Consider the following 22,262-nt stretch of genomic DNA (forward strand, 5'->3'; position numbering starts at 1 on the left):
ACGTTCACTCGACCACTGGACACCGATGACCTCAGACGTTTCCGAGCCAGGTGCTCCCACCGATGACCCCGGCGCCTCGTCGAGCGGGCTGGCAGCACTCGGCCAGCTCGCGGACCTCGACGTTCGGCTGGAACAGATCGATCATCACGTCAAGCACCTGCCTGAGCGCGAGACCCGCACCGGTATCGCGGCCGAGCTTGCCGAACTGGTATCTGAGGCAAGGCTGCTTGACGCTCAGATCGGGGACCTGGAACGCCAGCAGCGCCGGCACGAAGATGAGGTCGCACGCATCGAGGCCAAGCGTGCGCACAACTCCGAGCGATTGTACGAGAGCCACCTGACGTCGCCCAAGGAGGCGGAAGCGCTCACTGCAGAGGCAGAGTCGCTCGGACGGCGTCAGATAGAGATCGAGGACCAGATCCTCGAATTGATGGAACAGCTTGAGCCGCTCAGCAGCGCCCGAGCCGATCTGGCAAGGCGCCACGCAGCAGCGACGGAACGCATGGCAGCAACCGACGCTGCAATCGCCGCCGCAGAGAGCGAGGCCAGCACTCAGCACAACGACGTGATCGCCGAGCGGGAGGCGCTCGTCGGCTCAGCCGATCCCGATCTGGTGTCGGTCTATGAGGAGCGCCGGGCGGTTGGCCGGGGCGCTCCTGTCGTGGGTCGGCTCGTCGGCACCACCTGCAGCGCGTGTCACCTCGAAGTCCCCTCGGTCGAGTTCGAGCGCATCGTGCACCTCGAACCCGACGTCTTGGCCGAGTGTCCCCAGTGTGGGGCACTGCTCGTGCGCTGAGCCGGTGGATCCACTGGCCCAGCCACGCAGGGGAACGCGCTGATGTTGCTGTGGTTCGTGGCGACATCTCTGACGGCAATGCGCTGGTTCTTCGGCGATCCCGCCATCGACCATCGCCTCATCGTGGCGGGGGCACTGCTGCCCGACGTCATGCATGCTGCAACTGGCGGAGCGCCCTTCGTTCACTCATTGGCGCTGCCGGCCGGCGGACTCGTGGCGGTGATGCTGGCGACCGTCGGGCGTCGGCGGGCGCGTCGCCGCTGGTTGGCACTGCCGATCGGTTTCTTCTGGCATCAGGCGTTCGAAGGCGCTTGGATCCAGCCCGCGCTGTTCTGGTGGCCCGTGGGAGGCGACACGGCAGGCGCGACGCTGCCGCTGGCCACCCGGAGCGTGTGGCTGATCGGCATCATGGAACTCGTAGGTCTGGCCGGGTGCTGGTGGATCTGGCGCGCCAGCGGCATGGCGCACAGCTCGGCGGCCCGGACTGACTTCTGGCGATCTGGACGCTTGGCCTACCGTGAGGGTCCGCAGTATCGGCGGCGAGGAGGTTGAGCATGCTGATCCTCGTGCGCTACGGGCGCCCATGCTGATCCTCGTGCGCCACGGGTGCCCATGCTGATCCTCGTGCGCCACGGGCGCACGAGTGCCAACGCGGCGGGACTGTTGCAGGGGCGCGTCGACAACGAGCTCGACGAGGTCGGCGTTCAGCAAGCCGATCAGATCGCTGCTGCGCTCTCGCGTGGCGATCAACGGCCCGACAGGATCGTCTCTTCACCGCTGCTGCGAGCGCGCCAGACCGCAGATGCCACCAGTGAGCTGCTGGGGCTCGAGATGTCCATTGACGAGCGTTGGTCAGAGCTGGATTACGGCGAGTGGGACGGAGTCCCGATCTCGGAGGTGCGAGCCGAGATGTGGGGGCAATGGCGTGCCGATCCCGGATTTACCTTGCCAGGAGGCGAGTCGCTGGCAGCTCTCAATGTTCGGGTCGCTGCAGCGTGCGATGTCGTGGCCGCCGAGGCAGCAGAGCTGAACATCGCTGTCTTCACGCACGTCTCACCGATCAAATCGGCGGTTCGGTGGGCCCTCGGCACCGCCGAAGAGATCGGCTGGCGCATGCATGTCGCCCAGGCCCAGATCACTCGGATCGGCTTCCGGTCAGGTGCGCCAGTGCTCAGTGCGTTCAACGACACGTCGCACTTGGAACCCGGCGGGCCTCGTACCAGTAGCTGAGCGTCGTAACTCTCCGCTGGCCAGTGGGGGGCGGTGAGCCGGCCTGTAGGCGGGATTCTGTCCGTCGGCTGCTGCCGCCGGGGTGGCCATCCATCTGAGCGGCCTACCCGGAATCATGGGACGGGCCGTCCGATCCCTGCTTGGCCTTGCTCCGGGAGGGGTTTGCCGATCCGCCGGAGTCGCCCCCGGCGATGGTGCGCTCTTACCGCACCGTTTCACCCTTGCCTGTGACCGGACGGGTAGCCCGGTCCATCGGCGGTCTGCTCTCTGTTGCACTTTCCGTCGCCTCGCGGCGCCTGGTTGCGAGCCAGCTCCCTGCCCTGTGGAGTCCCGACCTTCCTCGGGCCGGCTTCGGGTCAATGACGCGAAGCCGAACCGCGGCCACCCGGCCGACTCACCGCAGCCAACAAGGGTAGTCAGGGCCCGAGCGGCCCGTGAGCGCAGGGAACGAGAGCGGGCAATGGAGCACCATGGGGCCGGTCAGCGCTTACGCGAACGGTGTGACTCCTCTGGATCCAGCAACGAACGTCGACGCTGTCGCACGATGCCGGCGAGCACGCCGCCCAAAGTCGCCAGCGACGCCGCCAGCAGCATCACGAGCGGGAGCCCCAGGGGTGCAACCGTCTCGCCGGAACCGAAGCGACGGATCAGTTGCACCACCACGGCCAGGACCATCACGGGCCCCGAGGTCAGGATCGCCGACAGCAGGTGATTGTCTCGAGCCTTGGCCGCAGCGACAGCACCCCCGGTAATCAGTCCGACGAACAGCAGACCGTTGACGGCGTACGCCGCGGCAGTCCGCTCCGGCACCAGACTCCCGAGGGCGACGCCCACCACAAGCGCGGTACCAACCGAAACGAGCGCGCCAGGCACGACCGCTCGACGCTCGACGCTTTGACCGAAGACTTGCAAGAAACTGCGCATGGTGTGGCTTTCCGCCTGCGGCGTGAGGTATCAGGTTGTCGAGGGCCAAGGGTGTGTCCAAGGGCGTCGGGGATCAGTCTGCGCCCTCAGCGCAAGGCTCACGCATCAGGGTCCTTGAGGGCTACTGAACGCTCGATAAGCCCTTGACAAGACGCAATGCATCGGCAAGATTGCGCGTGATATGCCTTCTGTCACAGCAACAGCCCACGTCAGCCCACGGGCCGCGAGATCACAACCCGCGAGCACGGACCCCATCCGGGTCGTCGTGGATCAGTACGGTGGCCTCGCCACCGACTTGCTCGCATGGCAGCGTGACGCTGCCTGTCGAGGCCTCGAAGCCGAGATCTTCTACCCCTCTGACAACGACGGAACGGGTGACGAAGAGGGTGCCTTCGAGGCGAAAGCGGTCTGCGCGGCGTGCGCGGTATCGGGCGAGTGCCTCGAATACGCGCTTGCAGTTCGGGAGAAGGAGGGCGTCTGGGGCGGGCAGACGGCCGCCGAACGTGTACGCATCATTCGCCGGAGACGCCGCGCCGCGGCGCGCGCTCGCAACGCGCAGGCGGCTGCCAGCTCGAACTGAACGACCTGATCGGGACCGCCGCGCCCGTGCCGCGCGCGGCGAGAGGCGCGACCAGGCGCTTTTGGACACATCGCTAGTCTCCGAACCGTGAACACTGACACCACAGAGACTGACGCCTCGGACATGGATGATCCTGACGGGGTCCCTGCACATCCGCTCGCACACTTCGGCGGCTGGAAGGCCGTCCTCACAGATCTGGTGGCAGGCATAGACCTGAGCCCAGAAGTGGCGCGCGCAGCGCTCGGCAGCATCCTGCGCGAGAGCGCCACCGATGCCCAGTTGGCCGGCTTCATCATCGCTCTGGGAATGAAGGGCGGTTCGGTCCCAGAGCTCACGGGTCTCGTGGACGCCATGCACGATGCGGCAGTCCCGCTGACGGCCCCCGACGGCGCGATCGACATCGTCGGCAGTGGCGGAGCCCCGGGACGGCAGCAACACGCACTCAGCGTCTCCACCATGGCGGCGTTCGTTGCGGCGGCCGCTGGCGCGGTGATCTGCAAGCACGGCTCGGTGGCAGCCACATCGTCGTCGGGTTCGTTCGACACCCTCGAAGCGCTGGGCCTTGCGATCGATCTGGACGGGCCCGCAGTCGAACGGTGTATCTCGGAGATCGGATTGGGATTCGCGTTCGCCAAGAAATTTCATCCGGCAATGCGCTTCGCAGGGCCGGTGCGCACCGAGCTCGGTGTGCCCACCACATTCAACTTCCTAGGACCGCTGGCAAACCCCGCCCGCGTGAAACGTCAGGTGCTCGGGGTCAGCGACCCGGTGATGGCGCCACGCGTCGCCGGGGTGCTCGCGGCCCGGGGTGCGGAACTGGCGCTGATTGTCCATGGCGCAGACCGCCTCGATGAGATCACGTTGACGGACCTCACGCGCATTTACGAAGTACGCGAGGGAGAGATCACCGACGAGTTCCAGTTCGATCCGACGTCGATCGGCCTCGAACGCGTCAATCGAGCCGCTCTGTGGGGCGGCACCCCGCAGCAGAACGCAGACATCCTGCGGGCGATCGTTGCCGGTGAAGAGACCGGACCCAGAGCTCAGATCGTGGAGCTCAACGCTGGTGCGGGTTTGGTCGTCGCGGGACTGGCTGAGAGTTTCGCGGAAGGCTTCGAGTTGGCTCGCGACGCTGTGGTTGACGGGCGTGCAGCTGCAAAGCTCCAAGCGGCGATCGAGCTCACGACGCGGCTGGCGGCAGACGGCACCTAGCGTGGTTGTCGGCCTCTCGCTCCCTTTCGGCGTCGGTGATGTCGTTCGCTTGGCGGAGACAGCCGACGAGCGCCGTTCCTGCTTGGTCGGACGAACGGGCACTGTGGTCGGCGTACGACCGGGGGACCGTCGGGTGATGGCGATCGTCGCATTCGACGGGGGCCCACCGCAGACGGTGTTGGTGTACGGCGTCGACGAGGCGGAGCTCGTCGAGCGCTACCGCCACGGGATGAGCTGAACACAGCGTCCCGCTGTGTCTTGGTGCCTCAGCGGATAGGCGGCGATGCCCGGCAGCCCCGGCGGCCTGGACTTTGCGCAGAAATGCCGCCACAGACGGCAAATTTGCGCAAAGAAGGCGTGACAGCAACTTTCCGAGACGTCACCTCTCCGCGCGGCCTCTTATGCCCGGCTTGTCAGCCGGCGTAGGAGCCCCCGGCGGCGCTCGCCTTCGTGCTGGGGGATTTCCACTGCTGCCAGCGCAGCGGCAAGGTCGGCACCGCTCGCGAAGCGATCCTCGGGCGACTTCGCCATGGCGGTCAGGATGATCTCGCAAAGCGCGGCCGACACGCCACGTTCAGCGGGATCGGGCGGCGGTGTGCGCACGTGTGCGTGCAGAAGGTCGTTCCGCTCGCCGTAGAACGGCGCCGAGCCCACAGCCAGGACATACAGCGTCGACCCGAGACCGTAGATGTCGGTGCGAGCATCCACAGGCTTCGCCAACGCCTGCTCGGGGGAGAGGTACATCGGCGAGCCGTACACCCGGCCCGGTGGCGACGGAGGCCCGTCGAGGTCGTATGCCAGCCCGAAGTCGAAGAGCACCGCACGGTCGCTGCCGTCGGGCCGGGTCTCGAGCATGATGTTCGACGGCTTGACATCGCGATGAACGATCCGGTGCTCGTGGACGTGGTCGAGGGCCGCGCAGATCTGCTGGATCACGGCGATGCCCGCGGTCAGGGTCGGGGGGTGGCGGCTGCCGCAGCGGTCGGCCAGGGTCTCGCCGTCCACAATCTCCATTTCCATGAAGTGAGCGCCGCCGATCACACCGGCACCGTGGACGGCGAGCACGTGCGGATGGTCCAAACGGGCCATCAGCTCGTATTCCTGCTCGAACAGCGACCGGATTTCCGCCCGGGCCTCAGCAAAGGGCGTCAACACCTTGAGACCGACCTCGTCTCCTCGCATCGTCGTTGCCCGGTAGCAGTGCGCCACGGTGCCGCGACCCAGCAACCCGGTGATCTTGTAAGGGCCGTACTGGCGGCCGACCCAGACGTCAATTTGGTCTTCGTACATCGCACCGACGGCGGCTTGAGCGCCGCTTCCAGCATAAGAGAACCGGTCTGAGCCGGGCCGCGACCCTGACCGGCGGCGTACGGCGTGAAGCTCACGGCACACTTGAGAGATGGCTGCAGCCGCCGACCGAACCTTGCTGGCGCGGGTTCAACGGGCTGGCGCCGACGCCGGCCTCGATGCACTCGGCGTGACCGATGTGTCGCCGTTCATCGAGGAGCGGCATGCAATCTCCGAGCGCAAGGCGGCCGGCCTGCATGCAGGCATGTGGTTCACCTACGGACGGCCCGAGCGTTCCACCACGCCGGCGGCCATCTTGGCGGGCGCACGCAGCGTGGTGGTGTGCGCACGCACCTACAGGCCACCCGACGAGCGCGGCGCACCAGATGACGCACCCTGGGCAGGCGTCCGCGGATCGGTGGCTGCTTACGTGGCGACCGATGCCTACGGCGCGCTGCGTGAAGGTCTTGAGCGCGTGAGCGAGGTCCTGCACAGCAGCGGCTTCGAGGCGGTTGCGGTCTACGACGACAACCGCCTGGTGGACAGAGCTGCCGCAGCCCGTGCGGGTCTGGGTTGGCTGGGCCGCAACACGATGCTGCTGTCTCGTGAGCTCGGCTCGTGGACCGTGCTCGGCTCGGTGGTCACGACGGCCGAACTCGCAATCCCGGGTGAAGTCGAGCCCGACGGCTGTGGCACCTGCCGTCGTTGCCAGGTGGCGTGCCCCACCGGTGCGCTGGATACCGCTGGGGTACTCGATGCGAACCGCTGCCTGGCATGGCTGATCCAGGCTCCCGGTGCGTTCCCGACCGAGTTCCGCGTTGCCCTGGGGGACCGCCTGTACGGCTGCGATGACTGCCAGGTTGTCTGCCCGTTCAACGATCCGGCGACGGGTAGATCGGAGTCACGGCGCGTGGCGGTGTCGCTCGGAAGCCCTCGTGCGGCGCGCAGCACCTACGTCGATGTCGTCGAAATGCTCCGGATGACTGACGACACCCTCATGGCAACCTTCGGACACTGGTACATCCCGCGCCGGCGTCCCGAGTACCTGCGACGCAATGCGCTGGTTGTGCTGGGAAACGTAGGCGATCCCGACTCGGCGGCCACCGAAGACGTGCTGTGTCGATCTCTGGCGTCGCCGTCGGCTGTCGTCGCCGGCCATGCGGTGTGGGCAGCCCGCCGGCTCGGGCGGGAGGATCTCGTCGACCGTGCACGAGCTGAGGGCCTCGGCGAGCACGATCCGGACGGGCTGGTGGCTACAGAGCTTGCGTCGGTGGTGCAGCCACGGCTCGTTGGTGGCTGATGCGACCTCATCTGCTGGTCACGAACGACTTTCCGCCCAAGATCGGAGGGATACAGAACTACCTGTGGGAGCTGTGGCGCCGCCTTCCGGCGGACGCCACGACGGTGCTCACGACACCCCACCGCAACGCGGCCCCATTTGACGCCGCCCAGCCCATGCGGATCGTGCGTACCCCCGATCCTGTCCTGCTTCCGCATCCGGGCCTGGGGAGGCGGATCCGTGCTCTGGCCGAAGAGGTCGGCGCCGAGATCGTGCTGCTTGACCCCGCCTTGCCCCTCGGCGCGCTGGGCCCGCGTCTCGGCATGCCCTATGGCGTGGTGCTCCATGGTGCCGAGGTCACAGTGCCGACGCGACTGCCCGGCCTGTCTGGCGTGCTGGCTCGCGTACTGCGATCGGCCTCGATGGTGATTTCAGCCGGCGGATATGGCGCAGCGGAGGCACAGCGATGTGCGTCGCGAGAGCTGCCCGTTACCGAGATTCCCCCCGGAGTCGATACGAACCGGTTCGTGCCGTTCGGGCCCGATGAGCGCCACACCGCTCGCCGCAGCTTCGGTCTGGGCTCGGGGCCACTCGTGGTGGGTCTGAGCAGGTTGGTGCCGCGCAAGGGCTTCGATGGAGTCATCGAAGCGGTGTCAGGCTTGGGCTCGAAGCATCCCGGACTCCAGTTGGCGATTGCGGGCGCAGGGCGAGATCGACCGCGGCTGGAACGGCTCGGGCGCCGTCTCGCTGCTCCGGTCACGTTCCTGGGTCGCATCAGCGCCGATGCCGTGCCGCAGTTCATGGCGATGGGAGACGTCTTTGCTGCGCCGTGCCGCAGCAGGTGGGCAGGACTGGAGCAGGAAGGGTTCGGCATCGTGTTCGTCGAGGCGGCCGCGTGCGGCGTGGCAGCCGTTGCCGGTCGTTCGGGTGGCAGCCACGAGGCGGTCGCTCACGGCCGGACGGGACTCGTCGTTGATCGGCCTGCGAGCATCGACGAGGTGACTGCCGCCATCGACGAGCTGCTGTCGTCTCCCGCTCGCAGAGCGGAAATGGGCGCCACCGCGCGTGCGGAGGCGGAACAGCGCTTCTCCTATGAACGTTTGGCAGCAAAACTCGAGGCGGCCCTGCGGTGAGTGTCGTGCCGCGAGTGTCAGCGGCCACGTCATCCTGCGAGAATGAGCCACAGTCGGGTTGGACCCTGAGACAATGGCCCCCGACAGCGCGCGCGAGACCAGGGACACACAGATGATCGATGAGATGACAATGACCACAGTTGTGGCGGCGTCCCCCGAAGCCTGCTATGCGCTGATCACCGACATCGAGCGCTACCCCGAGTGGGCTACCGACATTTCTTCCGCGACCGTCATCGAGAGCGATCCGGTCGGCCGGATCGCTCAAGCCTCGTTCCGCGTCGAGGCGCTGGGGCGGACGGCCAGGTACACGCTCGCCTACGACCACGGCGGGGCTCCCCACCAGATCTCGTGGAAGCTCGTCGACGGCGATGTCGTCAAGCAGCTCGACGGCAGGTACGAGTTCAACCCCATGACCGAACCCGGTCGGACCGAGGTGCTGTACCAACTCGCCCTGGAGCTGGCGGTTCCCCTGCCCGGCTTCGTCAAGCGTCGTGCGGAGCGCCGTATCGCCCACACCGCGCTGGCTGACTTCGCGGCGCGGCTCGAGACCGGCCCCGTGGCCTAAGGGCCGAAGGTCGTTACACGCACCATGGAGTTTCGCCGCATCGGTGGCCTGCCGCCGTACGTCTTTACGATCATCGACACGCTGAAGATCGAACGTCGGCGCGCAGGTGCCGATGTCATCGACTTGGGCTTCGGCAACCCTGATCTGCCGTCACCCGAGCGCGCCGTCAAGAAGCTGGCAGAGGCCGCGCTCAATCCACGCAATCACCGCTACTCGGCCAGCCGCGGCATTCCCAAGCTGCGCGCTGGCGCTGCCGACATGTACCAGCGCAAGTGGGGAGTCGAACTCGACCCTGACACCGAGGTCATCAACACCATCGGTGCGAAGGAGGGGTTCTCTCACCTCATGTGGACGCTGCTTGCGCCTGGCGACGCCTGCCTGGTACCAGCACCCTCCTACCCGATTCACATCTTCGGGCCGCTCTTCACGGGGGCCAGCGTGCGGGAAGTACCGCTCGACGTCGGCGAGACCTTCTTCGAACGCCTGGTGGAGCGCTTCGAATACTCATGGCCTCGGCCACGGGTGATCGTGCTGTCGTTTCCGCACAATCCAACTACGGCGTGCGTCGATCTCGAGTTCATGCAGCGGATCGTGGACTTCGCTCGTGAGCGCGAGGTGCTGCTCGTGCACGATTTCGCATACGCCGAATTGGGCTTCGATGGCTACGAGCCACCCTCGATCCTGCAGGCCCAAGGCGCGAAGGAGGTCGCAGTCGAGTTCTACAGCTTGACGAAGTCGTTCTCGATGGCCGGCTGGCGAGTGGCGTTCTGCCTGGGAAACGCCGAGATGATCGCTGCGCTCGCCAAGCTCAAGAGCTATCTCGACTACGGCACCTTCCAGCCGATCCAGATTGCCGCCACGGTCGTCATGAACGAGGACCAAGACTTTCCCTCACAGGTCCGCGAGACGTACCGCGAACGGCGAGACGTTCTCGTGCGCGGCCTCGGCCGCATCGGCTGGGACATCGCACCGCCAAAGGGAACAATGTTTGCCTGGGCCAAGATTCCTGAGCCCTATCGCCATCTCGGATCGGTCGATTTCTGCAAGCTGCTGGTAACGGAGGCCAACGTCGCTCTGTCGCCAGGCGTGGGCTTCGGACCGGGGGGCGAGGGCCACGTGCGGTTCGCACTCGTCGAGAATGAGCACCGCATTCGTCAGGCAATCAGCCAGCTACGCGTTGCCTTGGACAAGCTGACTCCCGCCGGCTGAGCACCTCCGGGGACGTTGCGGCCTCCGCCACGTCCCGTGCCGCTTACGAAGATTCCTCGACGGGCGACCAGCGCAATGACCGTCCGACTGCGTGGCGCCACAACCCATGAAGTCTGTCAGCAGCCGCCCGGTCAACCGACGGCTCGAAGCGCTGGTCGAGTCGCCACAGCGATGCAACCTCGTCAGGCGAGGTCCAGACCCCTTCTGCCAGCCCGGCCAGCATCGCCGCCCCCAAGGCGGTGGTCTCGGTCACCACTGGTCGGCTGACGGGGACACCGAGTTGATCGGCTTGGATAGTGCACAACAGATCGTTGGTTGCTGCCCCGCCGTCGATTCTCAGCTCGGCGATGTCTCGGCCGGCGCCCGCGCTCATTGCCTGGACGACGTCTCGGGTCTGCAACGCCATCGACTCGATCGTGGCGCGTGCGATGTGGGCCGGCTTGGCTGCGAACGTGAGGCCCATGATCGCTCCACGTGCGCTCGGATCCCACCAGGGGCTGCCGAGGCCAGCGAAGGCGGGCACCACCACGACCCCGGCGCTGTCGGGCACGCTGCGGGCCAGCGATTCGGCGCCCGCCGGATCGACCGCTCCGGCGAGGATCTCGGTGAGCCAGCCCACAGCGGCTCCGGTAGCGAAAATCGAGCCTTCCAGGGCATACGTGGGACCCTCGCCGAGGTCCCAGGCCACGGTGGTCAGGATCCCCTCGATCGGCTCCGGGCACGCGCCGCCGACGTTCATCAGCACGAACGATCCTGTGCCGTAGGTGTTCTTGGCCATACCGACCTCATGGCAGCCTTGGCCGAAGAGTGCCGCCTGCTGGTCGCCGGCGACGCCGCTCACCGGAATGCCGGGGCCGAGCGGAGTGGTGTCGCCAGTCCGGCAGAACCGACCTACCGATGGGCGCACCTCGGCCAGAGCGGCTGTTGGCACAGACAGCAGTTCGCACATCGGTTGTGACCATCCGTTGGCTGCAATGTCGTACAGCAGGGTGCGCGAGGCATTCGTGACGTCTGTCGTGAACGCAGTTCCGCCGCTCAGCTTCCATATCAGCCAGCTGTCCACGGTGCCCGTGGCCAGGTCACCGCTCGCTGGCAGGCCGCCGTGGCGCAGCAGCCATTCGATCTTGGTGCCGCTGAAATACGGGCTGAGCACGAGACCAGTGAGGCGCCGGACCTCGGCGAGGTGTCCATCAGCCTCCAGCTCGCTGCAGCGCGCCGCGGTGCGGACGTCCTGCCAGACGAGGGCACGGGCGAGCGGCTCGGAGGTTCGACGATCCCATGCAACGACCGTCTCACGCTGGTTGGTGATGCCGATAGCGGCAATTGCGGGCATCTTGGGGTCACCAAGCGCTCGAAGCCGCGTGCACAGCTCATCGAGAGCGGCAACCGTGGCTTCCCAGATCTCATTCGGGTCGTGCTCGACCAGACCCGGCCCGGGATAGTGCTGCGGGAACGACCGGTAGGCGTAGGCCACTTCGTCGCCGGATTCACCTACTGCCATGGAGCGCACACCGGTCGTGCCGGCATCGATCGCTATCACGAGTGCCATGTAGTTCTCCTGCCCGTGATGTCCCCGCTCAAGATGAACGCCCTTCAGCATGCCCCGAAGTAGGGTCGCCACTTGTGAGGATTCTCGTGGTGGGGGCCGGCGAGGTCGGGAGCTACATCGCCGAGCGCCTGAGTCGAGAGGGAAATGACGTCGTCGTCGTCGACCAGCATTCGGGTCCGCTCGACGCGCTCGCATCAGAATTTGACCTGTTCACGGTAAACGGGAGCGGCACGAACCCCAACGTGCTCGCCGAGGCCGGGCTGGACAGAGCCGACGTGGTGGTGGCGGTCACCGATTCCGACGAGGTCAATCTGCTCGCGTGCATGCAGGCGAAACAGCAGGGCGTGCCGGCCACCGTGGCGCGCCTGCAGGACAGCGACCTGCGTGGCGCTGCGGGCCGCGAGCTGCGAAGCGCCATCGGCGTCGATCTGGTGCTCGATCCTGACGAGCAGACCGCGGATGCGATCATGGATTTGCTCGTCTTTCACGGCGCGTCCGACATCAACGAGCTCGCGAACGGCGAGGTGCTGGTGGTCGGTGCTCGCCTCGCCCCCGATGCCCCCCTGGTCGGCAAGACCATCGCCGAGATCGGCGCGTACTACGAACCGGAATGGGACTTCATCTTCGGTGCCTTGGCACGCGACGGCGAGGTCGCCGTGATGAGGCGGGAAACCACGCTGCAGCCGAATGATCTCGTGCGGGTTGTCTGCCGCCGCCAAGGTCGCCGCGAACTCGTGCAGATCATGGGACTGAGCCACTCCGACCTGCGCCGGGTCATGATCCTGGGCGGCGGTCGCACCGCCGGGCTGCTGGCCGGCCGGTTGCTTGAGCGGCACATCGATGTGGTCATCATCGAGATCCTCCATGAACGATGCCTGGAATTGAGCGAGCGCCATGCCGGTGCGCTGGTGCTGCACGGCGACATCACCGACATCGACGTTCTGGCTCGTGAGGACATCGGCAGCTTTGATGCGGTCGTCGCAGCCACCGGCGAGGACGATGCCAATGTGTTGGCCTGTCTCTACGCCAAGTCCGAGGGCGCTGCGGAGACCATCGCCGTGGTGCACCGCCTGTCGCTGCTGCCGTTGCTGGAACAGGTCGGTATCGACGCGGCGCTGTCGCCCCGTACCGCCAGCGCCAACATGGTGCTGCGCATGGTCCGCGGCGACGTGACCGCGGTCGCCACCTTCCTTGAGGGCAACGTGGAGATACTGGAGTTCGAAGTGGGTGCGGGCTCGCGGGCTGACGGTTCGCTGGTGCGCGATCTGCACCTTCCTGGCCAGATGCTGCTGGCGGCCATCCTGCGCGACGGCAAGGCTCGCATTGCCCGCGGCCACAGCGAGCTCAGGGCGCGGGACCATGTGGTCGCCTTCGTGACGCCCGACTGCGTGGACGAGGTCAAGCAGGCCTTTCGGTGACCCCGCGTCCGGCTCGCCGGGCCCCGCAGCGCCAACGAATCCGCCACTTGGTGGTGCGCGCGGTGCGCGCAGCAGACAGCGCGCTGCACTCATGGGCGAGGGGTCCCTACGAATCGACGCTTGCAGTGGCGGCCCTGGTGGTCCTGGCCTCGGCTTTGCCCGTCTTCGCGGCGTGCGCGGCATTCGACTGGTTGGTCGGCGGGTGGGTCGCGGGCAGCGGGGAATCAGGCTCGGACGCAGTGGCACTGCTGATCTCGGGCGGCGTCATCGCGGTGATCGCTGTGGGACTGCTGCGGCTGTGCCGCTTCGAGCGACGCATCACCGAGCGCCAGGCCCTCACGGCGCTGGTATTGGCGTCGTTCGCTGCTGTCGTCGTCGTCGCCGTGGCTCACCTGGCAACGGGCGCTGTCGAGCCCACCGCGCTGGCCACCGCATTCGCCGAGGCGGCAGCCGCGGTGACCGGGACGAACAGCACCACGATCGTCCCCGACGAGCTCGGCGGCGGGATGCTGGCGTTGCGGATGACAGTGCAATGGCTCGGCGGCGCTGCTTTCATCGTCGTGCTGGTGCGTGTGCTGCCGCATCTGGGCGTCGGCGGCCTCGACGCCGACGGGGGAGTGGCGACTCGCGCCGCTCGGCGTCTGGCGCCGCGAAGCGCGGGCACCGTGGGCCGGCTGCTGCTGCTGTACGGGGCACTCACGGCGGCAATAGCGATCGGGTACGCAGCCGCAGGCATGCCATTGCTGGACAGCGGGCTGCATGCGCTGACCACCGCTTCGACTGGGGGCTTCTCCACACACGCCGCCTCGCTTGCGGTCTACGACTCTGCCGCCGTCGAGTGGGTGGCGATCTTGGGCATGGCTGCGGGAGGCGTGAGCCTGCCGCTGATGTTCGTGGCACTCCGGCGTCGTGACCCGGCTCGATTCGTGCGCAGCTACGAGTTCCGCCTGTACGTCACCCTGATCGTCCTCGCGGCCGCCGGCGTTACGCTGTGGACCGGCGGCGACTTCGGACACGACCACCTGCGCAGGTCGCTGTTCTCGGTCACCTCGGCGATCTCCACAACCGGCTTCGAAGTGGTCCCGATGGTCGAGCTGTCGGCTGGCAGCCAGGCGATGCTGGTGATGCTCATGGTGGTGGGCGGCATGAGCGCTTCGATGGCGGGCGGCTTCAAGGTGGTGCGCGTGCTGACGCTTGCGTCCTACATCGGGCGCGAACTGCGCCGCGCGACCCAGCCGTCGCTCGCTCGACGACTGCACCTGGGTCGCTCCTCGATCTCGGAGACCACCATGAGCCGCATCGTGGGGGAGACGCTGCTCACTGCCTTCGTGGTCATCCCCGCCGCGGCCGCATTCGGTGCCAGCGGCCTGGACGTCGTCGATGCGCTGACCTATGCCGTCTCCGCGCTGTCGAACGTCGGCCCCGCTGCGGGGGACGCAGGCTCCATGGAACACCTCGCCGCCATGGGCTGGCTCGGCCACCTCATCGCGGGTCTGCTCATGCTGCTGGGGAGAATGTCGGTCACAGCGGCGCTGGTGGCACTCAGCGTCGCGATCTACCCGGTGGCTTCAGCCGTGCGTCACGGCTACTGGACGCGACGTCACCCCTTGCGGGCCCCGATGCGATGAGCAGCACCTCGGGAGTGTTGGGGGGACGCATCGAGTCCACGCCGGTGCGGGTGAGCGGGGCCGCGCTGGTCTTCGTCGCCATCGGCATGGTGATCTCGGCCGGCGTCGCATTCATCGACGGGGGCGGCGGCACGATGGCGCTGCTGGTCTCCGCCGCGGTCACCGCCGGCGTGGGCGGCGCCATGATGGACAGCGCCACTGAATCGTCGCGAGCGGATTCGCCGCTTGCCTTCGCCTCGGTGGCGTGGGCGTGGCTGGCGATGTCGGTGGCGGGAGCGCTGCCGTACTTGCTCAGCGAGGTGATCCCATGGAGCGAGGCCGACAATGCGCTGTTCGAGTCGATCTCGGGCTTCACCTGCACCGGCGCCACCATCCTGGCCGACATCGACGGCGTAGCACATGGGATCCTGTTCTATCGGAGCATGACCCAGTGGTTCGGCGGCATGGGCCTCATCGTGCTGGCGGTGGGGGTGCTGCCCGCGCTGAAGATCGGCGGCCTGGAGCTGATCGCCAACGAGGCCCCTGGCCCGACGGCCGATCGGTTCACGCCCCGCATCGCAGCCACCGCCCGGCGGCTGTGGATCCTGTATGGGGGGCTCACACTTGCCATTGCGTTGGCGCTTGTGATCGCCGGGATGAGCCTGTTCGATGCCGTCGCTCACGCTTTCACCTCCGTCGCGACGGGCGGCTATTCCACCCATTCGGCCTCCATTGCGCACTTCGACTCGATCTCGGTCGAGCTCGTGCTCTTCGCGGCGATGATCATCGGCGGAGCGAGCTTCTCGTTGCACTGGCACACGATCATGCGAAGCAGATCGATGCTGCGGGGCTATTCGGAGCTGCGCTGGTACCTGGGCCTGATCGTCGGGTCCGCTGTAGTGCTGACCGTGCTCAACATCACGCGGTCCGGCTTCGGAGCCAACGTGCGCGACTCGGTCTTCTACGCCGTGTCGCTGGGGTCGAATACGGGTTACGCCGCCGGCGACTACACCAGCGACGTCCTCTGGGCACCGTCAGCGCAGGTCGTGCTACTGGTGCTGATGGTGGTCGGGGGAATGAGCGGCTCGACCGCCGGCGGCATGAAGGTGCTCCGCTTCCAGATCGTGACCCGCTATGCCGTGCGTGAGGTGATCCGGGCGCGCCACCCCCGAGCGGTGCTGCCGATGCGCATCGGCGACACGGTCGTGGCCGAAGAGGTCGCGGCTCGGGCGCTGGGCTTCGTGCTGCTGTATCTCGGGCTCACCGTGGTCGGCGGGGCGACGATGACGGCCTTAGGCAATGATCTCGAGACGGGGTTCTCCGGCGCACTGTCGGCCATCGGCAACGTCGGCCCTGCCATGGGCGCAGCAGGTCCGACTGATACGGCACTGGAGTTCGAGCGTCACTCGCGGCCCGTGCTGATGGCGCTCATGCTCTTCGGCAGGCTCGAGGTGTTCCCGACGATGCTGATGTTCGTGGCGCTGATGCGCGCGGGAACCCGCTCGCGCTACAGCCGGCTGGCCGCCCATCGTGGACCCCGTCGCCTCAGGGGCCACCGGAGCTGGAAGCCTCGAGTCAAGCCCTCGAGACAGCACGTAGCGGAGTAAGCGGCATCAATTCGCTGAAGTTCTCGACCTGCAGCACACGCGGCAGCTGATCAGGTTGTACCTGGGCGATGGTCCCCGCTCCGTCGGGCAGTGACTGTGGCACGCCGTCGAGGTAGAACAGCACGCCCTGGCTGTCACGTGCCAGCGCGGAAGCGGTGAGCACAAGCTGTGCCACGGCGCGGACTCGCTGTGCGCCTTCCACCTCGAAGAACACCTCATTGAGGTGGATCGACACGACGTTGTTGCGCAGCAGCTGCACGTCCACCACTTCGGTGCCTGCGGGGATTGCGGATTCGAGGCCGTTCTCGGCTTCAGTCGGCGTCGGGCCGGCCAGCAGATTGTTGAGCGGCGCATCGAGGAAGACAGGTGCGGCGAGCGGCCGCTGCAGCTCCACGAGAAGACCGTCGCGCAGGAAATACACCGCATGCAGCGACGTCGTGGGGGTCTGGGCCGCCGCACCAACAACTGACTGGTCATCACGCTCGGGGAAGACACCCGCTGGCACTTCGACACCCCTCGGGGTCTCGTCGGTCGGCAGGCCGCACCCCGCCAGCGCGATGACCCATACCAGGGACACGCCCACGCACTTCAGCGCGCCGTTGCGAAACCTCACCGGTGTCCCGCAATCGGCAGTTCGACGACGAAACGTGCCCCGCGCTGGCCGTCGACGCGGGATTCGACGCGCACCGAACCCCCATGGCGCCGGGTGTGCTCGTACGCCAGCGCCAGCCCGAGACCCGCGCCGGAGCCGGCACCTCGCTTGCGCGCCGCGGCGCCGCGAGCGAAGCGTTCAAAAATCAACTCGCGCTCCGAAGGCGCGACACCCGGACCGTCGTCCTCCACGGCAACCCGAACGGAATAACCGGGCCGGGAGATCTCCACTCTGGTGACACCGCCACCGTGCTTCTCGGCATTGCGCAGCAGGTTGTCGAAGACCTGTGCGAGACCTCGCTTGTCGCCGATCACGACTGCATCTGTTGCGGCGGGGCTGATGACGAGCTCCACCTCCGGGCCGAGCTCGCCGGAACGGTGCTCGCCCGAACGGTGCTCGCCGACACGATGCTGCACCAATTCGGTGACGTTGACGAGCCCTCGTTCGAAGACCGACCCTTCGGCATCGGGCCGGGAGATCTCCAAGAGGTCTTGCACCAGCTGCTGGAACCTGTCAACTTCTGAAGCGAGCAGATTGAGCGCCGTGGCTCCCTGCGCCGACAGCTCGTCGCGATGTCCGTTCAGGTAGTCGATCGAACTTCGCAGCGTCTGCAAGGGTGATCTCAGTTCGTGGCTCACATCGGATGCGAATCGGGCATCACGAGCGATGCGGCGCTCCATGGCATCGGCCATGTCGTTGAACGACTCCACGATCACGGCGAGGTCGGGATCGTCGCTGCGCTCGACGCGTGTGTCGAAACGGCCATGAGCAATCGAATTCGCAGCGTCGGAGACGGTCGCAAGCGGTCGCAGCAAGCGCCCTCCTGCCCATGCCCCGACTGCCACGCCGATCAGAACTACCAGCGCTGCTCCGACACCCAGGATGAGGCGCAGGCTTGCGAGGGTGGCCTCGATCTCCGAGAGCGGGACAACTTCGAAATACAGCGTCTCGCTGAGCTGGGAAACCGCTGAGGGACGCAACCGCAGACCGAGTGCGAGCTGTGGGACGCCGTCGAGGCGATATCGCATCGCATGGGCCTGGTCGGATCGCTCCAGCGCAGCCACTAACTGGTCTGGAAGATCGCTGGGAACGAGCGACGGGGATCGCCAGGTATCGGGTCCGGTGCGGACGATGGAACGGCTGCCGCTGAGACTTGGCAGCGACTCGAGCAACACGGCGAAGTCGGGACTTTCCGCACGCAGCGAACTCTGCACCTGGGTCGCGTTGGCGAAGAACTGGGCCTCAGAGGAATCGTGGCGCAGACCCAGCATCGAACCCCGGGAGAGGCTGTATGTCATCACCACGAGCAAGAACGCCGCCAGCATCGCACCGAGCGTGAAGGCACCGACGACACGGGCGCGAAGCGGCAGCCGGCGCAGCGGGCGCGGCCAGCGAGGCCTCATGGTTCTCGCCTGCGATCGGCTGCCGCCATTGGACACAGCAGCCGGCGCAGCGGGCGCGGCCAGCGAGGCCTCATGTCAGGCTCGCAGCTTGTAGCCCATGCCGCGTGCCGTCGCTACGTAACGGGGGTTGGCCGGGTCATCCTCAATCTTGAGGCGCAACCTGCGCACGTGCACGTCGACGAGACGGCCGTCCCCGAAGTAGTCGTACCCCCAGACTCGCTCGAGCAGCTGCTCGCGGCTCATCACTTTGCCGGGATTGTCCGACAGCTCGCAGAGCAGGCGGAACTCGGTCTTGGTCAGGTGCAACTCTTCACCGCCCTTGCGGACGACACCCTCGTCGGGATAGATCTCGAGATCGCCGACAGTTCGGGGCAATCCGCTGCCGTCCACGGTCCGGCTCCGCCGCAACAGGGCTCTGATACGCGCAGACAGCTCCTTGGGAGCGAAAGGCTTCGTGAGATAGTCGTCCGCGCCCGCCTCGAGCCCGGCCACGACGTCATGGGTGTCATCGCGGGCTGTGACCATGATGATCGGCACATGACTGATCCGTCGGATGGCCCGGCACAGCTCGAACCCGTCGAGACCGGGCAGCATGATGTCGACAAGCACGACGTCAGTGCCGTCGGGCGTAAAGCGCTCCAAGGCCTCCTCGCAGGACTCTGCCTCGCTGACTCGCCAGCCCTCGTCCTCGAGTGCAAGGCGCAGCGCCGTCCGGATCCGCTCGTCGTCTTCGACTGCAAGAACGTTGGTCGTCAATGCCGTACCGCCTTGTCGTGGGACTGCGCGTCGCTTGGACCCCGCCGCGTTCGCGAACCGTGCCGGCGGAGCCTCGCTGAGCTGTGCTGGCGGCGCCGTGCTGGGGCTTGGTCAGCCCATTCGCTCATCGAGCGCAGCACCAGAGCCGCGAGCGCAGCGACGCCTGCTGCGCCAGCCAGAGCACCGATGGCTGCACCGATGGCCGAACCGCCGAGCGTCGGGCCGGTGCACCCCTCAGCGCATTGAAGGATGCTCGTCGCATAGCCCGCGAGGCCTCCGCACACTGCGGCAATGACGATCGCACCGAAGGCGACAGCCCGGGCCAGCACCGACGGCAGAGCAGTCGGCGCCGCAGTGAGCAGAGCATCGTCGGCACCCAATGCGGTGACCGGCGTCTTCGCACGACTGTGCCGCTCGTTGTCGCCCTGCGTGCTCACCCGTGCCATGGTACGGCCACGCACATGATGGGCTGTCACCCCTGAGACGGTCTGCCCCAAGACAACGAACCGCCAGATGCCTCTCCGACCACCCGGCAGTCAACACCTCCGTGGCAGACTTCCTGAGTGCCGACCGATGTGCACCGATGGGCAGTTGCCGGGGGGATCCTCGCGCGCGACGGTGCAGTGCTCATGGTCAATAACCGGCGGCGCAATGGCAGCACCGACTGGAGCACGCCGGGCGGGGTGGTGGATCCGGGCGAGACGGTGCTCGGAGCACTGACGCGTGAGGTCGCAGAAGAAACTGGCTTGCAGGTGTCGGGCTGGGATGGCCCGCTGTACACCGTCGAAGCTGATGGTCGAAATGGACCTGGCTGGTTGCTGAAGGTGGAAGTTCACGAGGCTCAGCAGTGGAGCGGCGAACTGGATGTCGCGGATCCCGACGGCATCGTGTTCGAGGCCCGTTGGGTACGAGTCGGTGAAGTCGAAGACCTGCTCACCGGTCAGTTCGCGTGGATGGCTGAGCCGCTGCTGGCCTACCTGGGCGGAGGTGCTCCACGAGGCCATGAGTTCCGGTACTCCGTGACTGGCGACCACCGGACCGGTCTGGTGGTAACGCCCGCGATGCCCTGAGAGCGGCCGATGAGACTTGGGGATCGATCCCCGAAGGCGGACTCGCCCAGATCAGTCCGATTGGGCAGCCCATGAGTGGAGCACGCCATGACCTCCCCGGCGGGTCGGATTCCGACGAGCTTCCGATCCTGCATGTCGATATGGACGCGTTTTACGTGGAGGTCGAACGCAAGCGTGACCCGGCGCTGAACCGACGCCCGGTGATCGTCGGGGGGTCCGGCAGGCGCGGCGTCGTGGCCTCGGCCAGCTATGAAGCGCGCGCGTTGGGCGTGCACGCTGCTATGCCGACCTCCCAGGCGCGCCGTCTTTGCCCCACCGCCGTCGTAGTCACTTCTGACTTCTCCGGCTACATCGAGGCCTCGTCGGCCATCGCAGAGGTCTTCGAATCGGTCACACCCCACGTGGAACCGATCGCGCTGGACGAGGCCTTTCTGGATGTCTCCGGAGCTCACCGGCTGTTCGGCACATCTCCGGAGATTGCGTGGTTTGTCCGCGATGCGGTACGCGAATCCGTGGGACTCGACTGCTCTGTCGGCGTCGCGTCGAACAAGACCTTGGCGAAGCTTGCCTCGGTTGCGGCGAAACCGACTGTGCGATCGACCGGACCGGAGCCGGGACTCGGCGTTCGAGTGGTCGGTGTTGCCGAACAGCTGGATTTCCTGTGGGCTCACCGTGTGGAGGCGCTCTGGGGCGTGGGCCCGGTGACGCTCAGACGGCTCAACGAGATCGACGTGTTCACGGTCGGCGACTTGGCGGACAAGCCGGAGGAGCAGCTCGTTGCGGCTGTAGGAGCTGCCCACGGCGCGCACCTCGCCGCGCTGGCGCAGGGAATCGACGACCGGCCTGTGCACCCAGGCGGGATCCCGCGTTCAGTCAGTCACGAGGAAACATTCGAGACCGACCTCGACGATCCCGATCTCATACGCGGCGAAACGGTTCGCCTCGCCGATGCCGTCGCATCTCGACTCCGGGCCAACGGGCTGTCGGGGCGGACGGTGACGGTCAAGATCAGGCATCCCGACTTTGCGATGCGAACGCGGGCGCACACGCTCCCAGAGCCGTTCCAGACTGGCCGGACGCTCGCCCACGTGGCGCACCGGCTGGTCGGCACGCTGGACACCAGCAGGGGGATTCGCCTGCTGGGGGTCGCAGTGTCGAATCTGTCCGAGACGGTATCTGCGGTATCGGTGGCCGGGGCGGGACTTCGGGGGGAGAACCGGGCAGAGTCGCCAGAGCCGTTCCAGCTTGCATTCGATTTGGGTCTGCCGCCAGATGCTGAGAGTGGGCCCGGCGGCGATGCGCACCACGGCCCGACTGGCGATTCCGAACTCGACCGCAAGCTGGCCGAAGCTCTCGACGCCATTCGCAGCCGCTTCGGCCGAGCTGTGATCGCTCACGGCTCGGCGGCCCTGGGTGACGGTGTGCCAGGCGAACGCCGCTGGGGCCGCTGAAGATGTCGCTGTGCACTTCGCCCCACGGGCGCAACACAACAGGGGTGCGTGGTAGTAGCACTGAGAGCGGTCCTACACTGGCAGCAACATCGGCAATACAGCATTTGGAGTCTGTGCGTGCCGCTTTCGGACGACGAACAACGCATCCTCCTCGAGATTGAGAAGGACTTCTACGACACCGACCCGGAATTCGCGCGGGAGGTCTCGGAGACAACGCTGACCCGCCATGCCCTGCGCAACATCCGATGGGCAGTGCTCGGCGGAATCTTGGGCTTGATCGGCATCGGCTTGGGTCTGCAAGTCCATTTCGGGTTGTCGTTTGTTGCGTTTCTGGTGGTGTTCGCGAGCGCCGTCGTGATCGAGCGAAACGTTCGCAAGATGGGCAAGCTGGGTCTCGAGAAAGTCTCGGATTCCATCGCAAAGCGCTCGCGACCGAACAGCGCCGACTCATTCGGCGACCGCATGCGGCGCCGCTTCCGCAACGACCCCAGCTAGACCATCTTCGACCAACGCTGCCGCGCTACCACGGAGCGC

22 protein-coding genes and 1 other RNA gene are annotated in these 22,262 nt (G+C 66.8%); 15 read left to right on the forward strand and 8 right to left on the reverse strand.

All coding sequences use genetic code 11. From position 1 onward, the window contains the following. Nucleotides 1-25: 25 nt before the first annotated feature. Genes ACOCMM_RS10715 through ACOCMM_RS10725 form a run of 3 tightly spaced genes read left to right on the forward strand, consistent with a single transcriptional unit; the run spans nt 26 to nt 2,026 of the window. Nucleotides 26-796, forward strand: a complete 771-nt coding sequence (locus ACOCMM_RS10715) for a zinc ribbon domain-containing protein (protein WP_419553147.1) — start codon at nt 26-28, stop codon at nt 794-796. Nucleotides 797-838: 42 nt separating this feature from the next. Continuing rightward, the gene (locus ACOCMM_RS10720) at nt 839-1,348 is read left to right on the forward strand and encodes a hypothetical protein (protein WP_419553148.1); all 510 of its coding nucleotides are present in this window, start codon (nt 839-841) and stop codon (nt 1,346-1,348) included. Nucleotides 1,349-1,408: 60 nt separating this feature from the next. Next, the gene (locus ACOCMM_RS10725; RefSeq protein WP_419553149.1) at nt 1,409-2,026 is read left to right on the forward strand and encodes a histidine phosphatase family protein; all 618 of its coding nucleotides are present in this window, start codon (nt 1,409-1,411) and stop codon (nt 2,024-2,026) included. 30 nt (nt 2,027-2,056) lie between these two features. On the opposite strand, the gene rnpB is transcribed toward ACOCMM_RS10725, so the two are convergent. Both rnpB and ACOCMM_RS10735 read right to left on the reverse strand, forming a co-directional pair. Next, an RNA gene (gene rnpB / locus ACOCMM_RS10730) (RNase P RNA component class A) lies at nt 2,057-2,423 on the reverse strand. Nucleotides 2,424-2,506: 83 nt separating this feature from the next. Then, the gene (locus ACOCMM_RS10735) at nt 2,507-2,950 is read right to left on the reverse strand and encodes a hypothetical protein (protein ID WP_419553150.1); all 444 of its coding nucleotides are present in this window, start codon (nt 2,948-2,950) and stop codon (nt 2,507-2,509) included. Nucleotides 2,951-3,215: 265 nt separating this feature from the next. Between ACOCMM_RS10735 and ACOCMM_RS10740 the strand changes: the two genes are divergently transcribed. Beyond that, nucleotides 3,216-3,530 carry a WhiB family transcriptional regulator gene (locus ACOCMM_RS10740; protein ID WP_419553151.1) on the forward strand — a complete coding sequence of 105 codons (315 nt, stop codon included), beginning with the start codon at nt 3,216-3,218 and terminating at the stop codon, nt 3,528-3,530. Between the two features lie 87 nt (nt 3,531-3,617). Beyond that, complete coding sequence (gene trpD, locus ACOCMM_RS10745) at nt 3,618-4,742, forward strand: anthranilate phosphoribosyltransferase (protein ID WP_419553152.1); 1,125 nt, start codon at nt 3,618-3,620, stop codon at nt 4,740-4,742. A gap of 399 nt (nt 4,743-5,141) precedes the next feature. On the opposite strand, the gene ACOCMM_RS10750 is transcribed toward trpD, so the two are convergent. Further along, nucleotides 5,142-6,032: a serine/threonine-protein kinase gene (locus ACOCMM_RS10750; protein WP_419553153.1), complete on the reverse strand. Its 891-nt coding sequence runs from the start codon at nt 6,030-6,032 to the stop codon at nt 5,142-5,144. Nucleotides 6,033-6,141: 109 nt separating this feature from the next. Between ACOCMM_RS10750 and queG the strand changes: the two genes are divergently transcribed. The 4 genes from queG (at nt 6,142) to ACOCMM_RS10770 (ending at nt 10,215) form a co-directional block, all read left to right on the forward strand. Then, the gene (queG, locus tag ACOCMM_RS10755; protein WP_419553154.1) at nt 6,142-7,329 is read left to right on the forward strand and encodes a tRNA epoxyqueuosine(34) reductase QueG; all 1,188 of its coding nucleotides are present in this window, start codon (nt 6,142-6,144) and stop codon (nt 7,327-7,329) included. Continuing rightward, a complete protein-coding gene (locus ACOCMM_RS10760) occupies nt 7,329-8,441 on the forward strand; it encodes a glycosyltransferase family 4 protein (protein ID WP_419553155.1) in 1,113 nt (370 codons plus the stop codon). The genes queG and ACOCMM_RS10760 overlap by 1 nt, the downstream gene beginning before the upstream one ends. 73 nt (nt 8,442-8,514) lie before the next feature. Then, nucleotides 8,515-9,006, forward strand: a complete 492-nt coding sequence (locus tag ACOCMM_RS10765) for an SRPBCC family protein (protein ID WP_419553156.1) — start codon at nt 8,515-8,517, stop codon at nt 9,004-9,006. Between the two features lie 24 nt (nt 9,007-9,030). Next, entirely contained in the window at nt 9,031-10,215 is a 1,185-nt protein-coding gene (locus ACOCMM_RS10770; RefSeq protein WP_419553157.1) for an aminotransferase class I/II-fold pyridoxal phosphate-dependent enzyme, read from the forward strand. A gap of 43 nt (nt 10,216-10,258) precedes the next feature. Here ACOCMM_RS10770 and ACOCMM_RS10775 read toward each other — a convergent pair whose 3' ends face one another. Next, the gene (locus ACOCMM_RS10775) at nt 10,259-11,815 is read right to left on the reverse strand and encodes an FGGY family carbohydrate kinase (protein WP_419553158.1); all 1,557 of its coding nucleotides are present in this window, start codon (nt 11,813-11,815) and stop codon (nt 10,259-10,261) included. A 23-nt stretch (nt 11,816-11,838) separates the two neighbouring features. On the opposite strand from ACOCMM_RS10775, the gene trkA reads away from it, so the two are divergent. Genes trkA through ACOCMM_RS10790 form a run of 3 tightly spaced genes read left to right on the forward strand, consistent with a single transcriptional unit; the run spans nt 11,839 to nt 16,396 of the window. Then, on the forward strand, nt 11,839-13,182 hold the full coding sequence (gene trkA, locus ACOCMM_RS10780; RefSeq protein WP_419553159.1) for a Trk system potassium transporter TrkA: 1,344 nt from the start codon (nt 11,839-11,841) through the stop codon (nt 13,180-13,182). Beyond that, nucleotides 13,179-14,810, forward strand: coding sequence for a TrkH family potassium uptake protein (locus ACOCMM_RS10785; RefSeq protein WP_419553160.1), 1,632 nt, complete (start codon nt 13,179-13,181; stop codon nt 14,808-14,810). Before trkA ends, ACOCMM_RS10785 begins: the two co-directional genes overlap by 4 nt. Next, nucleotides 14,807-16,396: a TrkH family potassium uptake protein gene (locus ACOCMM_RS10790; protein ID WP_419553161.1), complete on the forward strand. Its 1,590-nt coding sequence runs from the start codon at nt 14,807-14,809 to the stop codon at nt 16,394-16,396. Before ACOCMM_RS10785 ends, ACOCMM_RS10790 begins: the two co-directional genes overlap by 4 nt. On the opposite strand, the gene ACOCMM_RS10795 is transcribed toward ACOCMM_RS10790, so the two are convergent. From ACOCMM_RS10795 to ACOCMM_RS10810, 4 genes are all read right to left on the reverse strand, one after another. Continuing rightward, on the reverse strand, nt 16,365-17,009 hold the full coding sequence (locus ACOCMM_RS10795) for a GerMN domain-containing protein (RefSeq protein ID WP_419553162.1): 645 nt from the start codon (nt 17,007-17,009) through the stop codon (nt 16,365-16,367). The two genes, ACOCMM_RS10790 and ACOCMM_RS10795, sit on opposite strands and share 32 nt — an antisense overlap. After that, nucleotides 17,006-18,451 carry a sensor histidine kinase gene (locus ACOCMM_RS10800; protein ID WP_419553163.1) on the reverse strand — a complete coding sequence of 482 codons (1,446 nt, stop codon included), beginning with the start codon at nt 18,449-18,451 and terminating at the stop codon, nt 17,006-17,008. Before ACOCMM_RS10800 ends, ACOCMM_RS10795 begins: the two co-directional genes overlap by 4 nt. A gap of 75 nt (nt 18,452-18,526) precedes the next feature. Beyond that, nucleotides 18,527-19,207 carry a response regulator gene (locus tag ACOCMM_RS10805; RefSeq protein WP_419553164.1) on the reverse strand — a complete coding sequence of 227 codons (681 nt, stop codon included), beginning with the start codon at nt 19,205-19,207 and terminating at the stop codon, nt 18,527-18,529. Next, on the reverse strand, nt 19,204-19,644 hold the full coding sequence (locus tag ACOCMM_RS10810) for a hypothetical protein (RefSeq protein WP_419553165.1): 441 nt from the start codon (nt 19,642-19,644) through the stop codon (nt 19,204-19,206). Before ACOCMM_RS10810 ends, ACOCMM_RS10805 begins: the two co-directional genes overlap by 4 nt. 126 nt (nt 19,645-19,770) lie before the next feature. Between ACOCMM_RS10810 and ACOCMM_RS10815 the strand changes: the two genes are divergently transcribed. The 3 genes from ACOCMM_RS10815 to ACOCMM_RS10825 all read left to right on the forward strand — a co-directional run bounded on the left by ACOCMM_RS10815 (nt 19,771) and on the right by ACOCMM_RS10825 (nt 22,223). Then, the gene (locus ACOCMM_RS10815; RefSeq protein WP_419553166.1) at nt 19,771-20,277 is read left to right on the forward strand and encodes an NUDIX hydrolase; all 507 of its coding nucleotides are present in this window, start codon (nt 19,771-19,773) and stop codon (nt 20,275-20,277) included. 71 nt (nt 20,278-20,348) lie between these two features. Beyond that, the gene (dinB, locus tag ACOCMM_RS10820) at nt 20,349-21,728 is read left to right on the forward strand and encodes a DNA polymerase IV (protein WP_419553167.1); all 1,380 of its coding nucleotides are present in this window, start codon (nt 20,349-20,351) and stop codon (nt 21,726-21,728) included. Between the two features lie 117 nt (nt 21,729-21,845). Further along, the gene (locus ACOCMM_RS10825; protein WP_419553168.1) at nt 21,846-22,223 is read left to right on the forward strand and encodes a DUF3040 domain-containing protein; all 378 of its coding nucleotides are present in this window, start codon (nt 21,846-21,848) and stop codon (nt 22,221-22,223) included. Nucleotides 22,224-22,262: the final 39 nt, after the last annotated feature.

This window comes from Candidatus Poriferisodalis sp., from assembly GCF_965198245.1.
In the GTDB taxonomy this organism is placed as follows: domain Bacteria; phylum Actinomycetota; class Acidimicrobiia; order Acidimicrobiales; family Poriferisodalaceae; genus Poriferisodalis.

Coding starts and splice junctions, on each gene's coding strand:
- ACOCMM_RS10715 (WP_419553147.1), top strand. CDS start 26: ATGACCTCAGACGTTTCCGAGCCAGGTGCTCCCACCGATGACCCCGGC.
- ACOCMM_RS10720 (WP_419553148.1), top strand. CDS start 839: ATGTTGCTGTGGTTCGTGGCGACATCTCTGACGGCAATGCGCTGGTTC.
- ACOCMM_RS10725 (WP_419553149.1), top strand. CDS start 1,409: ATGCTGATCCTCGTGCGCCACGGGCGCACGAGTGCCAACGCGGCGGGA.
- ACOCMM_RS10735 (WP_419553150.1), bottom strand. CDS start 2,950: ATGCGCAGTTTCTTGCAAGTCTTCGGTCAAAGCGTCGAGCGTCGAGCG.
- ACOCMM_RS10750 (WP_419553153.1), bottom strand. CDS start 6,032: ATGTACGAAGACCAAATTGACGTCTGGGTCGGCCGCCAGTACGGCCCT.
- queG (WP_419553154.1), top strand. CDS start 6,142: ATGGCTGCAGCCGCCGACCGAACCTTGCTGGCGCGGGTTCAACGGGCT.
- ACOCMM_RS10760 (WP_419553155.1), top strand. CDS start 7,329: ATGCGACCTCATCTGCTGGTCACGAACGACTTTCCGCCCAAGATCGGA.
- ACOCMM_RS10765 (WP_419553156.1), top strand. CDS start 8,515: ATGGCCCCCGACAGCGCGCGCGAGACCAGGGACACACAGATGATCGAT.
- ACOCMM_RS10770 (WP_419553157.1), top strand. CDS start 9,031: ATGGAGTTTCGCCGCATCGGTGGCCTGCCGCCGTACGTCTTTACGATC.
- ACOCMM_RS10775 (WP_419553158.1), bottom strand. CDS start 11,815: ATGCTGAAGGGCGTTCATCTTGAGCGGGGACATCACGGGCAGGAGAAC.
- ACOCMM_RS10790 (WP_419553161.1), top strand. CDS start 14,807: ATGAGCAGCACCTCGGGAGTGTTGGGGGGACGCATCGAGTCCACGCCG.
- ACOCMM_RS10800 (WP_419553163.1), bottom strand. CDS start 18,451: ATGAGGCCTCGCTGGCCGCGCCCGCTGCGCCGGCTGCCGCTTCGCGCC.
- dinB (WP_419553167.1), top strand. CDS start 20,349: ATGAGTGGAGCACGCCATGACCTCCCCGGCGGGTCGGATTCCGACGAG.